Raw genomic sequence first — 19,956 nt, 5'->3', positions numbered from 1 at the left:
GTATGCTGCTCGGGCACCTTACCTTTTTCAATCGACTAAAGCACCCACCCACGCTCCGCCAGCATCCGATCCATGGGTTTCTTTCTTCTCAAGCGATTTTTCACCCTTGTTGCCACGCTGCTTGGTGCATCGGTGGTCGTGTTTGTGGTGCTGGACATTCTGCCGGGCAACGCCGCCCAGGTGCTGATGGGGCCAGACGCCTCACCCGACGCCGTGGCCGAGCTTGCCGCCCAACTGGGGCTGGACCAGCCCGCGGGACAGCGCTATTGGCAATGGATGCGTGGCCTGCTGGTGGGCGACCTGGGCGACAGCTACACCTATGGCAGCCCGGTGCTGGAACTGGTGCTGGAACGCCTGGCGCTCACGGTGCCGCTGGCGCTGATGGCCATGGTGCTCAGCACGGTGCTGGCCCTCGCGGCGGGCCTTTTTGCCGCTGCGCGCCACAACCGGTGGGGCGACCTGGGCGTGATGGGCCTGGCCCAGCTGGGCATTGCCATTCCCAACTTCTGGTTCGCCATCCTGCTGATCTTGCTGTTTTCGGTCAAGCTGCAGTGGTTTTCGGCCGGGGGCTTCCCGGGCTGGACCGAAGACAGCGGCGGCGGCCCGCTGCAAGCGCTGAAAGCACTGCTGCTGCCCGCGCTGGCGCTGGCGGTGGTGCAGGCGGCCATTCTGGCGCGCATCACGCGCTCGGCCGTGCTGGATGTGCTGCGCGAAGATTTTGTGCGCACCGCGCGCGCCAAGGGCCTGTCGCGGCGGGCTGCGCTGTGGGGCCATGTGCTGCGCAACGCCATGATCCCGGTCGTCACGGTGATGGGCCTGCAGTTTGCCAACCTGCTGGCGGGCACCATCGTGGTGGAAAACGTGTTTTATCTGCCGGGCCTGGGCCGGCTGATCTTCCAGTCGATTGCCAACCGCGACCTGGTCGTGGTGCGCAACTGCGTGATGTTGCTGGCGGCCATGGTGGTGGTCGTCAACTTCTTCGTGGACCTGCTGTACGCGGTGATCGACCCCCGCGTGAAGGCCAGCGATATATGAGGTGCCCCCCCCCTGAGTCGCTTCGCACCATCCCCCCAGGGGGACACCACCCGTGGCCTGGCAGAGCCAGTTCCACGGTGGCGCTGGCTTTGGGGCGCGCCGGTTTCAAGCGCCGGGGGCTTCACAAAAAGCGGTCAACAAACCCATGAGCGCAACGACTTCCTCATCCGTTCGGTCGTCACGCCCCCACTGGCTGCGCCGTGCCCTGGGGCACCGCAGCTTTGTTGCGGGCGCCCTGCTGGTGGCGTTGCTGCTGGCCGCAGCGGCGCTGTCGCTGGTCTGGACGCCCTGGTCGCCCTACGAAATGGACCTGCCCGCCAAGCTGCAGCCGCCCAGCGCCCAGCACTGGCTGGGCACCGACGCCTTTGGCCGCGACGTGGCGTCGCTGCTGCTGGTGGGCGCACGCAACTCGCTGCTGGTGGGCGTGATTGCGGTGGGCATTGGCATGGGCCTGGGCGTGGCGCTGGGGCTGCTGGCCGCCGCGCGGCGCGGATGGGTGGAAGAAACCATCATGCGGCTGGCCGACTTCACGTTTGCCTTTCCAGCCATTTTGTCGGCCATCATGATGACGGCGGTGTTTGGCGCGGGCATCGTCAATTCGATCATCGCCATTGGCATCTTCAATATTCCCACCTTTGCGCGGGTGACGCGCGCCTCGGCCAATGCCGTGTGGTCGCGCGATTTCATTCTGGCGGCGCGTGCGTGCGGCAAGGGCAGCGTGCGCATCACGCTCGAGCATGTGCTGCCCAACATCGCCTCGGTGCTGATCGTGCAGGCCACGGTGCAGTTTGCCATTGCCATCCTGGCCGAGGCGGCGCTGTCGTATTTGGGCCTGGGCACACAACCGCCGCAGCCCTCGTGGGGCCGCATGCTCAGCGACGCCCAGACCCTCATGTTCCAGGCCCCGCTGCTGGCCGTGTGGCCCGGCATGGCGATTGCACTGGCCGTGCTGGGCCTGAACCTGCTGGGCGATGGCCTGCGCGATCTGCTCGACCCGCGCTTGGCCCGCAAGCGCTGACCTGCCTCGCCGCTCCGATGAACACCCAATCCCCACCCACCCCCCTGCTGCAAGTCACCGACCTGCGCGTGCACCTGCACACGCACCAGGGTGCTGTCGACGCGGTGCGTGGCATCGATTTCACGCTTCACCGCGGCGAAACGCTGGGCCTGGTGGGCGAATCGGGCTGTGGCAAATCACTCACCGCCCTGGCGCTCATGGGCCTGCTGCCCGACGCCGCGCAGGCCAGTGGCAGCATTCTTCTGGATGGGCAGGAGCTGGTGGGGCTGGACGACCGCGCGCTGTGCCGCCTGCGCGGCAACCGCATCGGCATGGTGTTCCAGGAGCCCATGACGGCACTGAACCCCGTGCACCGCATTGGGGACCAGGTGGCCGAGCCCCTGCGGCTGCACCGCGGCCTGGGCCGTGCAGCGGCTCGCCGCGAGGCTCTGGCCCTGCTGGAGCGCGTGGGTATTGCCGATGCCGCGCGGCGCCTGGATGCCTATCCGCACCAGTTCTCGGGCGGGCAGCGCCAGCGCATCACCATCGCCATGGCGCTGGCCTGCGGGCCCGACCTGCTGATTGCCGACGAGCCCACCACGGCGCTGGATGTGACCGTGCAGCAGCAGATTCTGGACCTCATCAGCGACCTGGTGGCCGAGCGCGGCATGGCGCTCATCCTGATTTCGCACGACCTGGGCGTGATCTCGCAAAACGCCGACCGCATGCTGGTGATGTATGGCGGCTCCGTGGTGGAAAGCGGCCCCACAGAGGCTGTCTTCGCGACCATGGCCCACCCCTACACGCGCGGCCTTTTTGCGGCGCGCCCGCAACTGGTGCCGCACCGCCGCGGCGAGCGCCCGCGCCTGGCAACCATTGCGGGCACCGTGCCCGAGCTGGCCCATCTGCCCGCCGGTTGCCCCTTTGCGGGGCGCTGCGGCTTCACCATGGACGCCTGCCACACCACCCCGCCGCCACCGGTGCCATTGGGTGCTTTGGGCGCTTTGGGTGCGGGGCATATGGCGCGCTGCATCCGGCTCGATGCCATGCCCGCCGCACCGGAGGTTGGCGCATGAATACCGCAACCATTCCTGATTTGATAGCTGGTAACGCTTACCCCATAAGCGCTACATGCAAATTTGACTCAAAAACACCTGCCGATGCGCACCCCCCCCTGCTGCAGGTGACGCAACTGGTGCGCCACTACCCGCTGCCGCGCACGCGCCTTTTTCAGCCGCCGCAGCAGGTGCAGGCGCTGCAGGGCGTGGATTTCACCGTGGCGGCGGGCCGCAGCCTGGGCATCGTGGGTGAATCGGGCTCGGGCAAATCCACGCTGGCCCGGCTGGTGATGGCGCTCGACACGCCCACCAGCGGCGCGGTGCACCTGCTGGGCCGCGACCTGCACCGCTTGCCCGCCGCCGAGCTGCGCCACGCGCGGCGCGACTTTCAGATGGTGTTCCAGGACCCCTATGGCTCGCTGGACCCACACCACACCGTGCAGCGCATCGTCACCGAACCCCTGCAGGCCCAGCGTGCTACCAGCCGCGCCGAGCAGCGCGAGCAGGCCGCGCAGGTGCTGGCGCAGGTGGGCCTGCGCAGCACCGACCTGGACAAATACCCGCACGAGTTTTCGGGCGGCCAGCGCCAGCGCATTGCGATTGCGCGCGCACTCATCACCCGCCCCCGCCTCATCGTGGCCGACGAGCCCGTGAGCGCGCTTGATGTGTCGGTGCAGGCGCAGGTGCTCAACCTGATGCTGGATTTGCAGCAGGAATTCGGCATCACCTACCTGCTCATCAGCCACGACCTGGCCGTGGTGAACCACCTGTGCGACGAGGTGGTGGTGCTGTACCAGGGGCGCATTGTGGAGCGCGGCACGCCGCAGGAGCTGTTTCACAACGCGCAGCACCCCTACACGCGCGCCCTGCTCAACGCCGTGCCGCGCATCGAGCCCGGGCGTGCCCGTGCCCGCCGTGCGCCGCTGGCCGGCGGCGCCGCGCGCACGATGGTGTAAAAAGCCCTCAGCCCCGTCGGCCACGCATCTGCCGGCCCGCGCCCCTTCCACAGGTTTCCGTCTGGAGAACTCAAACATGCTGAACCGCCGCTCAATCCTTGCCACTGGCGCCATCGCCGCGGTGCCCCTTGCCGCGCCCTGGGGCGCGCTGGCCAAAACCAGCAAGGACACCGTGGTGCTGGCCATGACGCTGGAACCGCCGGGGCTGGACCCGACCGCCGGTGCCGCCTCGGCCATTGCCGAGATCGTTCACTACAACATCTTCGAGACGCTCACCAAGATCAATGCCGACGGCAGTGTGTCGCCGCTGCTGGCCGAGAGCTGGGAGGTGTCGCCCGACCTCAAGACCTACACCCTGCGCCTGCGCCGGGGGGTGAAGTTCAGCAACGGCGTGCCCTTCACGGCCGATGCGGTCAAATTCTCGTTCGACCGCGCGGGCAGCGACAAGAGCACCAACAAGGACAAGCGCACCTTTGCCAGCCTCACCACCCAGGTGGTGGATGACCACACCGTGGTGCTGATCCACAAGGACATCGACCCGGATTTCCTGTTTGTGCTGGGCCAGGCCACGGCCATCATCGTCGAGCCCAAAAGTGCCGCCACCAATGCCACGCGGCCCGTGGGCACCGGCCCCTACGTTCTCGGCGCATGGAACAAGGGTGCGTCCATCACGCTGAACGCCTGGCCGGGCTTTCGCGCGCCCGCCAGCATCAAGATGCGTCGGGCCACGTTCCGCTTCATCTCCGACCCTGCCGCGCAGGTGGCGGCGCTGCTGGCCGGTGATGTGGACGCGTTTGCCCGCGTCACGCCACGCAGCGTGGCCCAGTTCAAGGCCAACCCGCGCTTTCAGGTGGTGGTGAGCGGATCCCGAGCCAAGACCATTCTGGCCATCAACAACGACCGCAAGCCCCTGAACGACCTGCGTGTGCGCCGAGCCATCGCCGCCGCCATCGACCGCAAGGCCATCATCGAAGGCGCCGGCGACGGCTTTGGCGTGCCCATTGGCAGCCACTATGTGCCGGGCGCATTCGGCTACGTGGACACCACGGGCATCAACCCGTTCGACATCGACAAGGCCAAAAAACTGCTGACCGAAGCGGGTGTCAAGACCCCGCTCACGCTCACCCTCACGCTGCCCCCGCCGCCCTACGCGCGCCAGGGCGGCGAGGTGATTGCAGCGCAGCTGGCCAAGATCGGCATCGTGGCCAAGATCCAGAATGTGGAATGGGCCCAGTGGCTCAGCGGCACCTATGGCAACAAGAACTACGACCTCACCCTGATCTCCCACGTCGAGCCCTTTGACCTGGGCAACTTTGCCAAGCCCGACTATTACTGGGGCTACAACTCGCCCCAGTTCAGCACGCTGTTTGAAAAAATCAAGAACGCCCCGCGCCCCGCCGACCGCGCCCGCCTGCTGGGCGATGCGCAGCGCCTGCTGGCCGAAGAGGCCGTGCATGGTTTTCTCTACCAGCCGCAATGGGTGACCGTGGCCAACAAAAACCTCAAGGGGCTGTGGAAAGACATGCCTATCTTTGTGAACGATCTGTCGGCCCTTTCCTGGTCCTGAAAACCGCAGCAGCGGCGCCCCGGGCCCTGACAGCCCGGCGCGCGGCCTGGCCCGTCCATCCCTGAAAAAACCGCACCATGAGCGCCCTGCACGACCTGCCCGCCCACGCCCTGCTCTCGGCCTACCGCCAGCGCACCTTGTCCCCGGTCGAGGTGGTCACCGACGTGCTGGCCCATATGGAGCGCTGGGAGCCCCATATCCGGGCCACCTACCTGCTGCGCCCCCAAGCCGCCCTGGCGCAGGCAGCGGCGTCGGAGGCCCGCTGGTTGCGTGGCGAGCCGCTGGGGGCGCTCGATGGCGTGCCCGCCACCATCAAGGAGAACATCGCCACGCGCGGCGACCCCATGCCGCTGGGCACTGCGGCCACCGCGCTGGTGCCCACCGCCGCCGACGCCCCGCCTGCGGCACGCCTGCGCGAAGCGGGCGCGGTCATCGTGGCCAAGACCACCATGCCCGACTACGGCATGCTGTCATCGGGCCTGTCGAGCTTTCACGCGCTGGCGCGCAACCCCTGGGACCTGTCCAAAGGCCCCGGTGGCTCCAGCGCCGGTGCTGGCGCTGCGGCCGCCGCCGGCTACGGCCCGCTGCACATCGGCACCGACATCGGCGGCTCGCTGCGCCTGCCGGCCAGCTGGTGCGGCATCTTCAGCCTCAAACCCAGCCTGGGCCGCATCCCCATCGACCCACCCTACACCGGCCGTGCCGCCGGCCCCATGACACGCACCGTGGCAGACGCCGCATTGATGATGCAGGTGCTGAGCCAGGGCGACGCACGCGACAGCATGGCCTTGCCCGCGCAGGACATTGCCTGGGGCCAGTTTGACCAGGGGGTGGGGCACCTGCGCGGCCTGCGCATAGGCCTGCTGCTGGATGCCGGCTGCGGCCTGCCGGTACAGCCCGAGGTGCGCGCCGCCGTCGAGCAGGCCGCCCGCTGGCTGGAACAGGCCGGCGCCCACATCGTGCCCATGCAGCCTTTCATGACGCAGGCCATGCTCGACGGCATGGACCATTTCTGGCGCATGCGCTCGCACATCGACCTGCAGGCCCTGCCAGCCGGGCAGCGCGACAAGGTGCTGCCCTACATCCGTGCCTGGGCCGACAGCGCTGCGGGCCTGAGCGGCACCGAGGTGTTCCATGCCAGCCAGCAGTTCCACCTGACCCGCGTGGCCACCGTGCGCGCCTGCAGCGCGTTCGACTACGTGATCTCGCCCGTGGCACCCATGGCGGCGTTTGCGGCCGAGCTGCCCTCGCCCACCAACGACCCGCTGCGGCCGCTGGAACACATCGGCTTCACCGTGCCCTACAACATGTCAGAGCAACCCGCCGCTTCGGTGAACTGCGGCTACACCAGCGGCCTGCATCCCTTGCCCATTGGCCTGCAGATCGCCGGGCCGCGCTTTGACGACCTGGGCGTGCTGCAGGTGGCCCGCGCATTCGAGCAAATTCGCCCCCCACAGAAAGCCTGGCCTCAGCCGCCAAGGATATAAACAGGCCATGGACATTCTCACCCTCGCCCTCCTGATCGCCATCGGCAGCTACATCGTCAACCACCAGCAGCAGCGTAAACGCATTGCCCTCCTGGCCAGCCACCTAGGCCACTACCAGATCGAAAAACTCATGGAGGCCCTCACCGAGGGCTATCTGCGGGCGCTGGGCGAAAGCACGCCCGAGCGGCGGGACCAGATCTGGAGCCTGCTGACCACCACCGAATCACAGCTGAGCGAGCAGTTCAACCGTTTCGCCGCCGAGTTCGCCCAGGTGAACGAAGCCGATGCCCGCGTCAGCCGCTTTGCCATGGCGATACCCTTTGCCAGCCAGCTGTTTCCCGGCACCACCTTCGACATGCGCAAGGCCCTGGCCATCCACGCCCGGGGCATCGAAAACATGGCCCGCAACGCGGCCCAGCTGGCCCCGCGCGACAAGGCCTTCACGATGTCGGCCGAGCTGTTCCTGATGCAGCACACCTGCCACTGGTTCTGCAAATCGAAAACCATCGCCACGGCGCGCATGCTGGCGCGGCACAAGACGCCGCACGAGCAGCTGGTCGATTCGGTGTCGCCGCAAACCCGCAGCGCTTATCTGGCGTTGGTCAAGGGCGGCAAGGACGTCAAGGGCGCGTAACCCCCTTTGCGCTCTGAGCGCCCGTATCGCCCATAACGCCTGTAACGCCCTCGACAGCCAGCAGCCGGGTCTGGTCATACACCGGCTGCGCTGGCAGATCAGCCAGATGCTGCGTGTCGGCCCAGTGCACGATGTCGATGGCATCGCCCTGCAGGCGCACGCGGTTGAGGCCCGCGTTGGGGATGTCGCTCTGGCGCGGGCCGCCCAGCCCCAGGCCGCGCGCCGTGCGCCGTGCGCCACACCATGTCGAGCACCCCGCCGTGCGTGACCACGACGATGGTTTGCCCCGCGTGCTGCTGGGCCAGGCCGCGCAGTGCCTCCATGACCCGCGCGTGAAACTGCCGTGCCGTCTCGCCGCCGGGCATGCCACCATCGGCATCAAAGCGCAGCCACTGCGCCCATGCTTGCGCGTGCCGGGCCTTGATGTCGTCCACGCGCATGCCATCGACCACACCAAAATGCTGCTCGCGCAGGCGCGGGTCGGTCAGGGCATCGAGCGACAGTTGCGGCAGCAACGCGGCCAGCGCGGGCTGCGCCGTCTGCCGCGTGCGGATGAGGTCGCTGCACACCAGGTGATCGACCGCCAGGCGCTCCGCCACCAGCCGCTGCGCCAGGCGGCGGGCCTGCTCGTGCCCGGTGGCGTTGAGGGGCACATCCACCTGGCCCTGGAAGCGCAGCTCGCGGTTCCAGTCGGTTTCGCCATGGCGGATGAGGATGAGTTCGGTCATGCGCCCATTATCAAATGCCGGCACAAAAATACAAGTGTTTTCATGCTCTAGCGCTTATACAGCAAGCGCAACTAGCTATTATTTTAATAGTGGCTTGTTTGCCTTGCCGGCCCTCTGGGTGGGTGGGCAGCGGGCACCCCAAGTTCAGCGCTCGGCCGTGGCCAGCCGCACCGCAAGCCCCAGAAACACCAGGCCCGCCACCCGGTTGAGCACCGTCTGCGCGCGTGCCGAGCGTTGCAGCAGCGCCCCAAAGCCCCCCGAAAAGCAGGCGATGGCACCAAACACCAGCAGCGTGGCCAGCATGAACACCACCCCCAGCACCATGAGTTGCAGCGCCACGCTTCCGCGCGCCGGGTCGGCGAACTGCGGCAAAAAAGCCAGGAAGAACACCAGCACCTTGGGGTTGGTGAGGTTCATGACCATGCCGCGCCCCACCATGCGCCCCAGGCTGGGGCCGCCTTGTTTGCCTTGGCTTCCTGGGGCAGAGGCGGGCTCCTGGGCCGTGGCGGCGGGCGCGCGCAGGGCCTGCCATGCCAGGTAAGCCAGATAGGCCGCGCCGCAATATTTCAGCACGGTGAACGCCATGGCCGATGCGGCAAACACGGCCGCCAGCCCCAGGGCCACCGCCGCCGTGTGCACCACCAGGCCCGCGCACAGGCCCAGCACCACCGCCATGCCGGCACGCCAGCCGCGCTGGGCAGATTGCAGCAGCACAAACAGGTTGTCGGGGCCGGGCGTGAGCCCCAGCAGGACCGATACGCCAAAGAACGTGAGCAGGGTTTCGAAAGCAGGCATGGCTTGGAAAATTTGCGAGGACGGGACCGTCCATTGTGCCAACGTCAACGACAGCGCCGTCCGCACAGGCGGGCGGGCAAGTGACCCCAGACCGCCGACGCGACCGCTTCAGCGCATGGGCACCACGATCACGCGGCGGCGCGGCTGGCAGCCGGGGCCTTCAAATGCATCGCTGTCACGCGTCCAGCCCACGCCGGGCGAGGTCTGCGCACAGATGCGTTGGCCATCCACCTGGCTGCGCCAGTAATACCAGGGCGCGGGCGCTGCCAGAGCTGCGGCGCAGAGCAGCCCTGCCGCCACGGCGATCCACACAGGGGGACGCGAGATTCGGTGAATGGTGGGCATCAAGGCGTGAACAAGACGTGGGGCGTGGGTGAATGATGCCATGGTAGGACAGCACGATGGGGCGCATGTCCGGGGCGCATGTCCGGGGGGCACAACTGGGGACACATCACCGGGGCGCATGTCCCGGGGCATCGATCCGGATCGTGTCTCAGGCCGTGACAATCCAGCCTTCCAGACCATCCAATCCGGGCGGCAGCCCATACAGCGCATCGCCCTCCTCGTGGCGCCGCTGCGCCCAGGCGGCCTGCAGCAGGCACAGCACGGCGTCCAGCCGGTCGCCGCTGGCGTCGTCCACCAGGGCATCGCGCTGGGCGTGGCTGAGCTTGAGGCGCAAGCCCAGGCGGCTCTGGCCCATCTCCAGCGCGTGCACCAGGTCTTTGCGGGCAATCAGGCGGTCGGGCGTTTGCTTGGCGCGGTCGTCGCTTTTGTAGCTGCGCCGCTGCAGCACCTCGCGCGCGAGCAGGCCGGGGTAGGCCTCCAGCGCCACGCGCTGCAGGTCGCCGGGGTGCAGGCCGGGCAGGTGCACCCCGGCGTCCAGCAGCAGCGGCACGCCAGCGTGCAGCATGTAGGCCACGGGCGGGTTGACCCATTTCATGGAGGGGCTGGAGCCCGCTGGGCCATCGGTGGCCCGGTGGGCAAACTTGCCGCCCACGGGCCGCGCGGCGCAAAAGGCGGCAAACGCATCGCGAATCTGCTCCCGCGAGAGCGCGCGGTAGTGCTGCATGCACGCATGCCACTGCAGCGGCCAGCCCAGCGCCTGCACCAGCTCGCGCGGCAGGCCAAAGGGCAAATCGAACCCACCCACCCAGGCACGCGGCGCAGCCAGCCAGCGCGCCAGACCATCCAGCGTGTCAAAGGTTTCCAGGCCCAGCAACTGCACCCGCGCCGCCACGCGCTGGCCCTGCGCCAGCACAATGGGTTTGCGCCGGCTGGGGCTGCTGGAGAAGTCGCAGCCCAGCAGCAATGAGGGTATGGCCGAATCGGTCGTCATGGGCTGTTGTCACAAATCAGCGAAGCTGGAAAGCAAAAAGCCGCAGCGCCGACAACGTCGGCCTGCGACCCAGAAAAAACTCACCCAAACAGAAAGGTGGGGCGATTTGCGTAGCGAGCGGCCTCAGCTTGCGTCGAGGAACGCAGCCGCACTCCCGTGCGGCGAGTACCACAGGCGCAAGATCAGGCCGCGCAGTAGCAAAGCGCTCCGCCTTTCAGGCGCGGCCGATGATGGAGGCGGTCGCCATGAGTTCTTCGAGCAGCGCAAATGACACCTTGCCCGACACCGCATACGGATCGAGCTCAGGCTTTTCGGAGTATTTGAGCAGGATGGAGTGGTTGATCTTGGACAGGTTGACCTGCCCCATGGTCCAGCCGCCAAAGCGCCGCTCGGCAATCTCTTCGTAGTGCAGCAGCTCGACGCTCTTGTGGCGCGGGTCGCGCTGGATGTGGCCATACAGCTCGTTGACTGCGGAGCGGCCGCCCTCGATGGCCTGCAGGAAAACCCCGCCGCCGTAGCAAAGAATGCCCGTGATGCCGCTGCCCGGGTTGTGCTGGCGCGACTGGGTGAGGATGGCTTCGATGGCGGCGGGCGATGTGTCCACCGCGCGGCTGGCGTAAAGCAGGCGTACCAACATGGTCAGTTCCTTCCTGGAATGAGCGAGAGGAATTCGCGGCGCAGCGCACTGTCTTTCAGGAACACGCCGCGCATCACGGAGTTGATCATCTTGCTGTCCATCTCGCGCACGCCGCGCCAGGACATGCAAAAGTGGCTGGCCTCCATGACCACGGCCAGGCCGTCGGGCTGGGTCTTTTCCATGATGAGGTCGGCCAGTTGCACCACGGCTTCTTCCTGGATCTGGGGGCGGCCCATGATCCAGTCGACCAAGCGGGCGTACTTGGACAAACCGATCACGTTGGTGTGCTCGTTGGGCATGATGCCGATCCAGATCTTCCCGATGACGGGGCAAAAATGGTGGCTGCAGGCGCTGCGCACCGTGAGCGGCCCCACGATCATGAGCTCATTGAGGTGCTCGGCATTGGGAAACTCGGTGATCGGTGGCTGCTCGACATAACGGCCCTTGAACACCTCGTTGAGGTACATCTTGGCCACGCGGCGCGCGGTGGCCTGGGTGTTGTGGTCGCCCTCGGTGTGGATGACGAGGCTGTCGAGCACGCCCTGCATCTTCACCTCGACCTCGTCAAGCAGCTTTTCCAGCTCGCCCGGCTGGATGAACTCGGCAATGTTGTCGTTGGCGTTGAAACGTTTGCGCGCCGCAGTGATGCGCTCGCGGATTTTCACGGAAACAGGCGTGCCTTCATCCGGCGGAAAGTGCGTCATATCGGCGTCTGGTTGACTGGACATGGCTGCATCCTACCAGTGAATGCCCGCCCCATCATTTCAAGGGTTTTAGGGCGCTAGCGCTTATGCAGCAAGCGTCAGCAGCTATATATTCAATAGCAAACGACCCAATCCGTGCTCAGTATCGGTTGCCGGTGACCCACAAGGCCAGGCGCATCAGGCCAAAGGCCACGCGATCGAGCACGCGCTGGCGCAGCGGGCGGCCAGCGTAACGGGCAGGGTCCATGCGCCGCCCGGCGTGCTGCATGGCGTGCACCAGGCGCTGGCGCAGGTCGATGGCAAAGGCGGCATCCTGGACCACCACATTGGCCTCGCGCGCCAGCAGCAGGCTTAAAGGGTCGAGGTTGGACGAACCTACGGTGGCCCAGGGCTTGTCGCCATGGGCATCGATCACCGCCACCTTGGCGTGCAAAAAACTGGGTTCGTATTCGTGGATCTCCACACCGGCGGCCAGCAGTGCGCCATATACCGGCCGCGCCGCGTGGTACTGCATGAAGTATTCATAGCGCCCCTGCAGCAACAGCTGCACGCGCACGCCGCGCTTGGCCGCCAGAATCAGCGCGCGGCGCAGCTTGCCGCCGGGCATGAAATACGCGTTGGCAATGATGATGTCGTGGCGCGCTGCGCCAATGGCGCGCCGGTAGGCCTTTTCGATGCGGCTGCGGTTGCGCACGTTGTCGCGCAGCACCAGCGCAGCCCGCATGCCGCGCGCCTCCGGGTCCTGCTGGCTGGCGTGGCGGGTGGCGCTGGCGGCGCGCAGGTCGCGCACGGCTTGCGGCAAGCGGTTCAGGCGCACATCGCGCACCGCCTGCATGCGCCACCACAGGAGTTCCATGGTCCGGCTCGCCTGCGCCGCCAGGGAGCCGGTCGCCTGCACGGCAAAATCGAAGCGCGGTGCATCCAGATCGCCGTAGTTGGGGTCGTAAAGATCGTCCAGCACATTGATGCCGCCACAAAACACCACCAGCCCATCGACCACGCACAGCTTGCGGTGCAGGCGGCGCCAGCGGTGGGGCAGCAGCAGCCCCAGCGGCCCCAGCGGTGAATACACCCGTACCTGCACCCCAGCCGACTTCATGCGCTGCTGCCACGCCTTTGGCAACGGCCCGGTGCCCACGCCATCCACCACCAAATGCGTGCGCACACCGCGCTGCGCCGCGCGAATCAGCGCCTCGGCCACCTGCGCCCCCGCGCCGGTGAAGTCAAAGATGTAGGTCTCGAACTGGATGTCGGACAGCGCCGCATCCATCGCCTCGATCAAGGCGGGAAACAGCTCCTGCGCGCCCTGCAACAGGTGCACCCGGTGGTCTTTGGCGAAATCGGCCACCCGAGTCATCGGCGGGTCAAAGTTTGAACTCGGCAATCAGCGGCAGGTGGTCGGACATGCGCCACCAGATCCGCCCCCGCGGCACATGCAGCCCCAGCGGCTCGAGCCCGCGCACGTAGACATGGTCCAGCTGCACCAGCGGCAGTCGCGCGGGGTAGGTGAAGGCGCGCGGCGCATCAAACTCATACAGACCAAAGCCCGACAGCATGCGTTTGATCTGTGCCCCCCAGTCGTTGAAATCACCGGCCACCACCACCGGCGAGCCCGGGGGCACCTCGCGCTCGATGAACTGCTGCAGGCGATCGACCTGCCGCACCCGGCTGCCGGGAATCAGCCCCAGGTGCACCACGATCACATGCACACGGCGGCCATGCGCATCCACTTCCACATGCAGCAGGCCGCGCTGCTCGAACCGGTGGTCAGAAATATCCTCATGCTGGTGCCCGATCACCGGCCAGCGCGACAGCAGCGCATTGCCATGCTCGCCATGTTTGGTGAAGGCGTTGGTGCGGTACACCGCCTCGTAGCCCTCGGGCGCCAGGTACTCGGCCTGCGGCACATCGGGCCAGCGCTGAAAATACGCGGCCTCGCGGCGGTGCAGCTTGCGTACCTCCTGCAGGCAGACGATGTCGGCATCGAGCTGCTCTACGGCCAGCCCCAGGTTGTGGATCTCCAGCCGGCGCGCCGGGCCAAGGCCCTGAACACCCTTGTGGATGTTGTAGGTGGCAATGCGCAGAATGTCGGATGCGGTGTGGGATGGGGTCATGAGTAGGCAAATTGTGGCAGCAACAGGATGGCCTCGGCGTTCGATGGTGAGAAGCAGCGATCGGCCGCCTCGCGCCACGGCCACCAGGCCCAGGCGGTGTGCTCGCGCGGGCTCAGCACCACCGGCACGGCGGCGGGCACCTGCAGGCTGAACACACGCTCGGTATTGCGCCGCACCCCGGGTGCGTAGCGGTGCAGCCACTCTGGGTAAATGTCGTACACATTTTCCAGGCCCCAGTCACGCAGCGTGCAGCCCGGCGCATCTGCGCACAGGCCGGTTTCCTCAAGCGCCTCACGCGCGGCGGTTTCGCGCCAGTCTTCCTGCAGGCTGTCCTTGCTGCCGGTCACCGATTGCCAGAACGCCTGGCCATCGGGGGCATCGATGGCGCGGCGGATCAGCAGCACATCGAGTGCGGGCGTGTGGATCACCACCAGCACGGATTCTGGAATCTTGAACGCACGGGGAGTCGTCGCCCCGTCCTGCTCCAGCGCCATGGATCACTCTTCGCTGAAAAAATCGGAGTCGATGCGTTTGAGTTCGTAGGACTTCCACGTCGACACTCCCACGCCGTGCTCGATCATGAGCTGAGCCAACAACTCGCCATCAATCAAGATCACCCGGACATGCAATGGCTTTACGTAGTCGCGAGCATCTGCGCTGAATCTTGAAGTCGTGATGAACACACCGCGGTTGGCTTGTCGTCCGGCTAGCGCCCCCACAAACTGCTGAATCTCTGGCCGCCCCACTGTCTGATCGGCCCACCGCTTGGCCTGCACATACACAATATCCAAACCCAACTTGTCCTGATTGATAAACCCGTCTACACCGCCATCACCGCCACGCTGCAATGCCAGCCCCATGCCTCCTGTTCCTCCATATCCCATGGCAAGCAGCAGTTGAACGACAAGTCGTTCGAAGAACTGCCAAGAGTTGGTTTTAACAACTTCCAGAATTTCCGCCGCCAGTACCGAGTTGACCTCCTTGCGCAAGCGCTCGAACTGATCCTCCGGTGGTTCCTGCGTTACGGAAGCGTCATCCGCGTCACTCCCCTGCGGCAGTGCAATGTCCGGCGAATTCAATTGTTGCCGCTTCCAGGCACGGTAGCACTCACGGGCAGCCAAAAAATAGCCCAGTTCCCCCAGCGAGAGCGCTTGCACACCCGAAGAAGTAATCTGCCAGATGCCCTTTGTCTTGAGCAGGTATCCCGCCTTTACCGCATCCACCGAAAAGAAATGCACATAGGATCGCCAGCGGGCCAAACCATTGCTTTCAATGACCTCCTGCGCCCAGTCGTCCAACGTCAATTTCTGCGGAATGGCATCGAAAATTTCAGCCGCTTTCATCTGGCCGCCACCATCTCGCAAAATGGTCATCGCAGCAAAAATCACTTTGCTCGCCAGCACGTTGGACTTCGACAGAGGCTTATTCACAAACGTCTCTCCAATAAAAAAGGGCGCCCAGGGGCGCCCTTGATTCTGCCCGAAGGGCTGTGCGGTCAGCCCGCTTTCACGGCATCCAGATTGCGCAGACGGATGTGCAATTCGCGCAGCTGTTTTTCATCCACAACGGAAGGCGCCTGGGTTAGCAGGCACTGGGCGCGCTGGGTCTTGGGGAAGGCGATCACGTCGCGGATGGACTCGGCGCCCGTCATCAGCGTAACGATGCGGTCCAGGCCGAAGGCCAGGCCACCGTGAGGGGGCGCACCGTATTGCAGGGCGTCGAGCAGGAAGCCGAACTTCTGCTGCGCTTCTTCGGGCGTGATCTTGAGGGCATCGAACACTTTTTGCTGCACGTCGGCGCGGTGAATACGCACCGAGCCACCGCCCATCTCCCAGCCGTTCAACACCATGTCGTAGCCCTTGGAGATGCACTTCTCGGGCGCGGTGACCATGTAGTCCTCGTGGCCGTCCTTGGGTGCGGTGAAGGGGTGGTGCACGGCGACCCAGCGGTCGTTCTCTTCGTCGTGCTCGAACATCGGGAAGTCGACCACCCACAGCGGGGCCCAGCGGTCTTCAAACAGGCCGTTCTTCTTGCCGAATTCGCTGTGGCCGATCTTCAGGCGCAGTGCACCGATGGCGTCGTTGACGATCTTTTCCTTGTCGGCGCCGAAGAAGATCAGGTCGCCGTCTTGTGCGCCAGTGCGCTTCAATACTTCTGCCAGGGCCACGTCGTGGATGTTTTTCACGATGGGCGATTGCAGGCCATCGCGGCCCTTGGCCAGCTCGTTGACGCGGATGTAGGCCAGGCCCTTGGCGCCGTAGATCTTGACGAACTCGGTGTAGGCATCGATCTCGCCGCGGCTGATGCCGCCGCCTTCCACAGAGCCACCAGGCACGCGCAGGGCCACCACGCGGCCGCCCTTCATGTTGGCGGCGCCCGAAAACACCTTGAAATCCACGTCCTTCATGACGTCGGTAAGTTCGGTGAATTCGAGCTTGACGCGCAGGTCGGGCTTGTCAGAGCCGAAGCGGTGGGCAGCGTCCTGGTATGTCATGACCGGGAATTCGCCCAGGTCCACGTTCAGCGTGTTCTGGAACACCGTCTTGATCATGCCCTGGAACATGTCGCGGATTTCCTGCTCGTCCATGAACGAGGTTTCGATATCGATCTGCGTGAACTCGGGCTGGCGGTCGGCACGCAGGTCTTCGTCGCGGAAGCACTTGGTGATCTGGTAATAGCGGTCAAAGCCCGCCACCATCAAGAGCTGCTTGAACAGCTGAGGCGATTGCGGCAGCGCAAAAAAGTGGCCGTCGTGCACGCGGCTGGGCACGAGGTAGTCGCGCGCGCCTTCGGGCGTGCTCTTGGTGAGCATGGGGGTTTCGATGTCGATGAAACCGTTGGCATCGAGGAACTTGCGCACTTCCATGGACACGCGGTAACGCAGCATCAGGTTGTTTTGCATGTAGGGGCGGCGCAAATCCAGCACGCGGTGCGTGAGGCGCGTGGTCTCGGAGAGGTTTTCCTCATCGATCTGGAACGGAGGCGTGACCGACGGGTTGAGCACGTTCAGCTCATGGCACAGCACCTCGATCTTGCCGCTGCTCAGGCTGTCATTGGTGGTGCCTGCGGGGCGTGCGCGCACCAGGCCCTTGACCTGCACGCAGAACTCGTTGCGCACGTCTTCGGCCGTCTTGAACATCTCGGCCCGGTCCGGGTCGCAGACCACCTGCACCGAGCCTTCGCGGTCGCGCAGGTCGATGAAGATCACGCCGCCATGGTCGCGGCGGCGATTCACCCAGCCCGACAGGGTGACGGTTTGGCCCAGAAGGGCTTCGGTCACAAGACCGCAATAGTGGGAACGCATGGCCATGGCAAAACTTCCGGCGCCGCTGTGGCGCATTAAAGGGGATTCACTTGGGGGAGACAGGGGCAAGGGCGGGGTCGGAAGGAGCGACCACACCCATCGAAATAATGTATTTGAGCGCTGCATCCACGCTCATGTCGAGCTCGACACAGTCGCTCTTGCGCACCATCACAAAATACCCACCCGTGGGATTGGGGGTGGTGGGCACATACACGCTGACAAATTCATCGCGCAGATACGCTGCCACCTCACCGTTGGGCGTGCCCGTGATGAAGGCGACGGTCCAGACCCCTTCACGGGGCCATTGCACCAGCACGGCGGTGCGAAAGGCATTGCCGCTTTCGGAAAACAGCGTATCCGAGACCTGCTTGACGCTTGAATAGATGGAGCGCACCACCGGGATGCGGCTGACCAGCCGGTCGCCCCACTGCACCAGCTTGCGCCCGGCAAAATTGCTGGCCGTTGCGCCCACCACCAGCAGGATCAGCAGGGTCAGCAGCACGCCAAAGCCGGGGATATGGAATCCGAGCACCTTGTCGGGGTGCCAGGCCAGCGGCAGGATCTGCAGGGTCTGGTCGAGCGTACCCACGATCCAGTTGAGCACCGCAATGGTGATCACCCCCGGAACAATCACCAGCAGGCCGGTGAACAACCATTTGCGCAAAGCAGACATGGGGGGTGCTCAGTCTGAAGACGATGCACTGGCACCAGCAGCGGCCGGTGCGGCACTGGGCGCCGCCTTGGGGGCAACACTGGCAGCATCTGCAGCGGGCGCAGAAGCCTGGGTGCCGGCTGCACCCTGGCCGTCGCTCTTGGCTTCAGTGGCGGGGGCGGAACTGGCAGCGTTGCCGCCACGAAAATCCGTCACATACCAGCCAGAGCCCTTGAGCTGAAACCCTGCGGCAGTCACCTGCTTGGTGAAGGCTTCGGCGCCGCACGCGGGGCACACCGAGAGCTGAGGATCGGAGATTTTTTGCAGCACATCCTTGGCATGGCCGCAGGAGCCGCATTTGTAGGCATAAATAGGCATGACGAGAGTGTTGGGGGAAAGTGCAAAACCTTAAATTATAGGCGGCCGCCCCGTCTTCAACACCCTGGGCTCATTCCACTCCCAACATGCGATGGTGCCCTGCATGGCTGTTGCCAATCGCCTGGGGGCCGAGCGAGCCCGCCAGCATGCCCACCAGCGCCGCCAGCAAACCGGCCAGTTGCGCCGGAAACACCTCGCCCGCTGGCGTTGCCAGAAACAGGAGCCAGGTCAGCAAACCCAGCACGATGGCAAAAATCGCGCCCTGGGTGGTGGCTCGCTTCCAGTACAGGCCAAACACCAGCGGCACGAAGGCACCGACCAATGGCACCTGGTACGCGCCAGACACCAGCTCATAGATGGAGGTGCCTTCCATGCGGATCGCGTAGGCCAGCACCAGGCCGCTGAACACCAGCGTGGTGATGCGCATGGTGCGCAGTTGCTGCTGGTCCGAGGCGTGCGGGCGGAACTGGCGCCAGATGTTCTCTGTGAATGTCACACTGGGGGCCAGCAGCGTGGCCGACGCTGTGGACTTGAGCGCCGACAGCAGTGCGCCAAAAAAGAGCACCTGCATGACAAAAGGCATTTTTTCCAGCACCAGCGTGGGCAGTACCTTTTGCGGATCGTCCTTGAGCAGCTCTGCCGTTTCGGCCGGCATGATGATGAGCGCGCTGGCCACCAGAAACATCGGCACAAAGGCAAACAGGATGTAGAAGATGCCGCCAATCACCGGGCCCCGCGTGGCGGCCTGGATGTTGTTGGCCGACATCACCCGCTGAAAAACGTCCTGCTGGGGAATCGAGCCAAACATCATCGTGATGGCGGCGGCAATGAAGAACGCGATATCGTGGAAACTGGGCTCTGGCAAAAAGCGGAACAACTCACGGCTGGAGGCCAGCTCGATGACCTTGTCCGCACCGCCGGCCATGTTGCCCGCGAACACGGCGATCAGCGTGAGCCCCACCACGAGAATGATCATCTGGATAAAGTCCGTGACAGCCACCGACCACATTACGCCAAACAGCGTGTATGCCAGGATCGACACCACCCCGATCGTCATGCCGATGGGGATGCTGATGGCCCCGCCAGACAGCAGGTTGAACACCAGCCCCAAGGCAGTGACCTGGGCCGAAACCCAGCCCAGGTAGCTCAGCATGATGATCAGCGAGCACACGACCTCGACCACGCGGCCATAGCGCTCGCGGTAGTAGTCGCTGATGGTCAGCAGCGTCATGCGGTAGAGCTTGCCCGCAAAGAACAGGCCCACCAGAATCAGGCAGAAACCCGCACCGAAAGGGTCTTCCACCACATTGCCCAGCCCGCCCTCAATGAACTTGGCGGGAATCCCCAGCACCGTCTCCGAACCAAACCAGGTGGCAAACGTAGTGGTGACGATCATGTACAGCGGCAAATGGCGCCCGGCAATCGCAAAATCGGCGGAATTCTTTACCCGCTTGGCGGCAACCAGGCCAATGGCGATGGTGATCAACAGATAGACGATAACCAGGGTCAACAGCACGGCATGCTCCTCGATGTCGCGAACAGTGGGAAAAAAAAGAACCTTGAACGAGCCAGCG

The 19,956-nt window shown here is 65.2% G+C and carries 20 protein-coding genes and 1 pseudogene; 7 read left to right on the top strand and 14 right to left on the bottom strand.

Annotation, left to right across the window (positions count from 1 at the left end):
- Nucleotides 1-72 precede the first annotated feature (72 nt).
- The 7 genes from B7Y64_RS06045 (at nt 73) to B7Y64_RS06015 (ending at nt 7,734) form a co-directional block, all read left to right on the top strand.
- Nucleotides 73-1,035: an ABC transporter permease gene (locus B7Y64_RS06045; RefSeq protein ID WP_291328525.1), complete on the top strand. Its 963-nt coding sequence runs from the start codon at nt 73-75 to the stop codon at nt 1,033-1,035.
- 145 nt (nt 1,036-1,180) lie between these two features.
- Complete coding sequence (locus tag B7Y64_RS06040) at nt 1,181-2,053, top strand: ABC transporter permease (protein WP_291328523.1); 873 nt, start codon at nt 1,181-1,183, stop codon at nt 2,051-2,053.
- A gap of 17 nt (nt 2,054-2,070) precedes the next feature.
- Nucleotides 2,071-3,108, top strand: a complete 1,038-nt coding sequence (locus tag B7Y64_RS06035; RefSeq protein WP_291328521.1) for an ABC transporter ATP-binding protein — start codon at nt 2,071-2,073, stop codon at nt 3,106-3,108.
- Complete coding sequence (locus B7Y64_RS06030) at nt 3,105-4,046, top strand: ATP-binding cassette domain-containing protein (protein ID WP_291328519.1); 942 nt, start codon at nt 3,105-3,107, stop codon at nt 4,044-4,046. The genes B7Y64_RS06035 and B7Y64_RS06030 overlap by 4 nt, the downstream gene beginning before the upstream one ends.
- 76 nt (nt 4,047-4,122) lie before the next feature.
- A complete protein-coding gene (locus B7Y64_RS06025) occupies nt 4,123-5,613 on the top strand; it encodes an ABC transporter substrate-binding protein (protein ID WP_291328517.1) in 1,491 nt (496 codons plus the stop codon).
- A gap of 77 nt (nt 5,614-5,690) precedes the next feature.
- Complete coding sequence (locus tag B7Y64_RS06020; protein ID WP_291328515.1) at nt 5,691-7,100, top strand: amidase; 1,410 nt, start codon at nt 5,691-5,693, stop codon at nt 7,098-7,100.
- Nucleotides 7,101-7,107: 7 nt separating this feature from the next.
- Nucleotides 7,108-7,734, top strand: a complete 627-nt coding sequence (locus B7Y64_RS06015; protein WP_291328513.1) for a hypothetical protein — start codon at nt 7,108-7,110, stop codon at nt 7,732-7,734.
- On the opposite strand, the pseudogene B7Y64_RS06010 reads toward B7Y64_RS06015, so the two are convergent.
- From B7Y64_RS06010 to B7Y64_RS05945, 14 genes and pseudogenes are all read right to left on the bottom strand, one after another.
- Nucleotides 7,721-8,462: pseudogene (locus tag B7Y64_RS06010) on the bottom strand (histidine phosphatase family protein). The gene B7Y64_RS06015 and the pseudogene B7Y64_RS06010 overlap by 14 nt on opposite strands.
- Before the next feature lie 144 nt (nt 8,463-8,606).
- Nucleotides 8,607-9,257, bottom strand: a complete 651-nt coding sequence (locus B7Y64_RS06005) for a LysE family translocator (RefSeq protein ID WP_291324169.1) — start codon at nt 9,255-9,257, stop codon at nt 8,607-8,609.
- 108 nt (nt 9,258-9,365) lie between these two features.
- A complete protein-coding gene (locus B7Y64_RS06000) occupies nt 9,366-9,602 on the bottom strand; it encodes a hypothetical protein (protein ID WP_024814225.1) in 237 nt (78 codons plus the stop codon).
- Nucleotides 9,603-9,750: 148 nt separating this feature from the next.
- Nucleotides 9,751-10,593 (bottom strand): DUF429 domain-containing protein, encoded by an 843-nt coding sequence (locus tag B7Y64_RS05995; RefSeq protein ID WP_291324170.1) that lies wholly within the window; start codon nt 10,591-10,593, stop codon nt 9,751-9,753.
- A 214-nt stretch (nt 10,594-10,807) separates the two neighbouring features.
- The gene (locus B7Y64_RS05990; RefSeq protein WP_024814223.1) at nt 10,808-11,230 is read right to left on the bottom strand and encodes a BLUF domain-containing protein; all 423 of its coding nucleotides are present in this window, start codon (nt 11,228-11,230) and stop codon (nt 10,808-10,810) included.
- A gap of 2 nt (nt 11,231-11,232) precedes the next feature.
- Complete coding sequence (gene folE, locus B7Y64_RS05985; RefSeq protein ID WP_024814222.1) at nt 11,233-11,958, bottom strand: GTP cyclohydrolase I; 726 nt, start codon at nt 11,956-11,958, stop codon at nt 11,233-11,235.
- Nucleotides 11,959-12,073: 115 nt separating this feature from the next.
- Nucleotides 12,074-13,291 (bottom strand): cardiolipin synthase ClsB, encoded by a 1,218-nt coding sequence (clsB, locus tag B7Y64_RS05980; protein WP_024814221.1) that lies wholly within the window; start codon nt 13,289-13,291, stop codon nt 12,074-12,076.
- Between the two features lie 7 nt (nt 13,292-13,298).
- Complete coding sequence (locus B7Y64_RS05975; RefSeq protein ID WP_024814220.1) at nt 13,299-14,048, bottom strand: endonuclease/exonuclease/phosphatase family protein; 750 nt, start codon at nt 14,046-14,048, stop codon at nt 13,299-13,301.
- Nucleotides 14,045-14,542, bottom strand: a complete 498-nt coding sequence (nudB, locus tag B7Y64_RS05970; RefSeq protein ID WP_291324172.1) for a dihydroneopterin triphosphate diphosphatase — start codon at nt 14,540-14,542, stop codon at nt 14,045-14,047. The genes B7Y64_RS05975 and nudB overlap by 4 nt, the downstream gene beginning before the upstream one ends.
- A gap of 3 nt (nt 14,543-14,545) precedes the next feature.
- A complete protein-coding gene (locus tag B7Y64_RS05965) occupies nt 14,546-15,478 on the bottom strand; it encodes a restriction endonuclease (protein ID WP_291324173.1) in 933 nt (310 codons plus the stop codon).
- Between the two features lie 65 nt (nt 15,479-15,543).
- Nucleotides 15,544-17,358 (bottom strand): aspartate--tRNA ligase, encoded by a 1,815-nt coding sequence (gene aspS / locus B7Y64_RS05960; RefSeq protein ID WP_024814217.1) that lies wholly within the window; start codon nt 17,356-17,358, stop codon nt 15,544-15,546.
- 40 nt (nt 17,359-17,398) lie between these two features.
- Nucleotides 17,399-18,025 (bottom strand): DUF502 domain-containing protein, encoded by a 627-nt coding sequence (locus B7Y64_RS05955; protein WP_024814216.1) that lies wholly within the window; start codon nt 18,023-18,025, stop codon nt 17,399-17,401.
- Nucleotides 18,026-18,034: 9 nt separating this feature from the next.
- Complete coding sequence (locus B7Y64_RS05950; RefSeq protein ID WP_024814215.1) at nt 18,035-18,382, bottom strand: FmdB family zinc ribbon protein; 348 nt, start codon at nt 18,380-18,382, stop codon at nt 18,035-18,037.
- Nucleotides 18,383-18,452: 70 nt separating this feature from the next.
- On the bottom strand, nt 18,453-19,898 hold the full coding sequence (locus B7Y64_RS05945) for a sodium:solute symporter family protein (protein WP_291324174.1): 1,446 nt from the start codon (nt 19,896-19,898) through the stop codon (nt 18,453-18,455).
- Nucleotides 19,899-19,956: the final 58 nt, after the last annotated feature.

Source organism: Acidovorax sp. 35-64-16 (assembly GCF_002281195.1).
In the GTDB taxonomy this organism is placed as follows: domain Bacteria; phylum Pseudomonadota; class Gammaproteobacteria; order Burkholderiales; family Burkholderiaceae_C; genus Acidovorax; species Acidovorax defluvii.
This window is presented reverse-complemented; position numbering and strand designations above follow the sequence as displayed.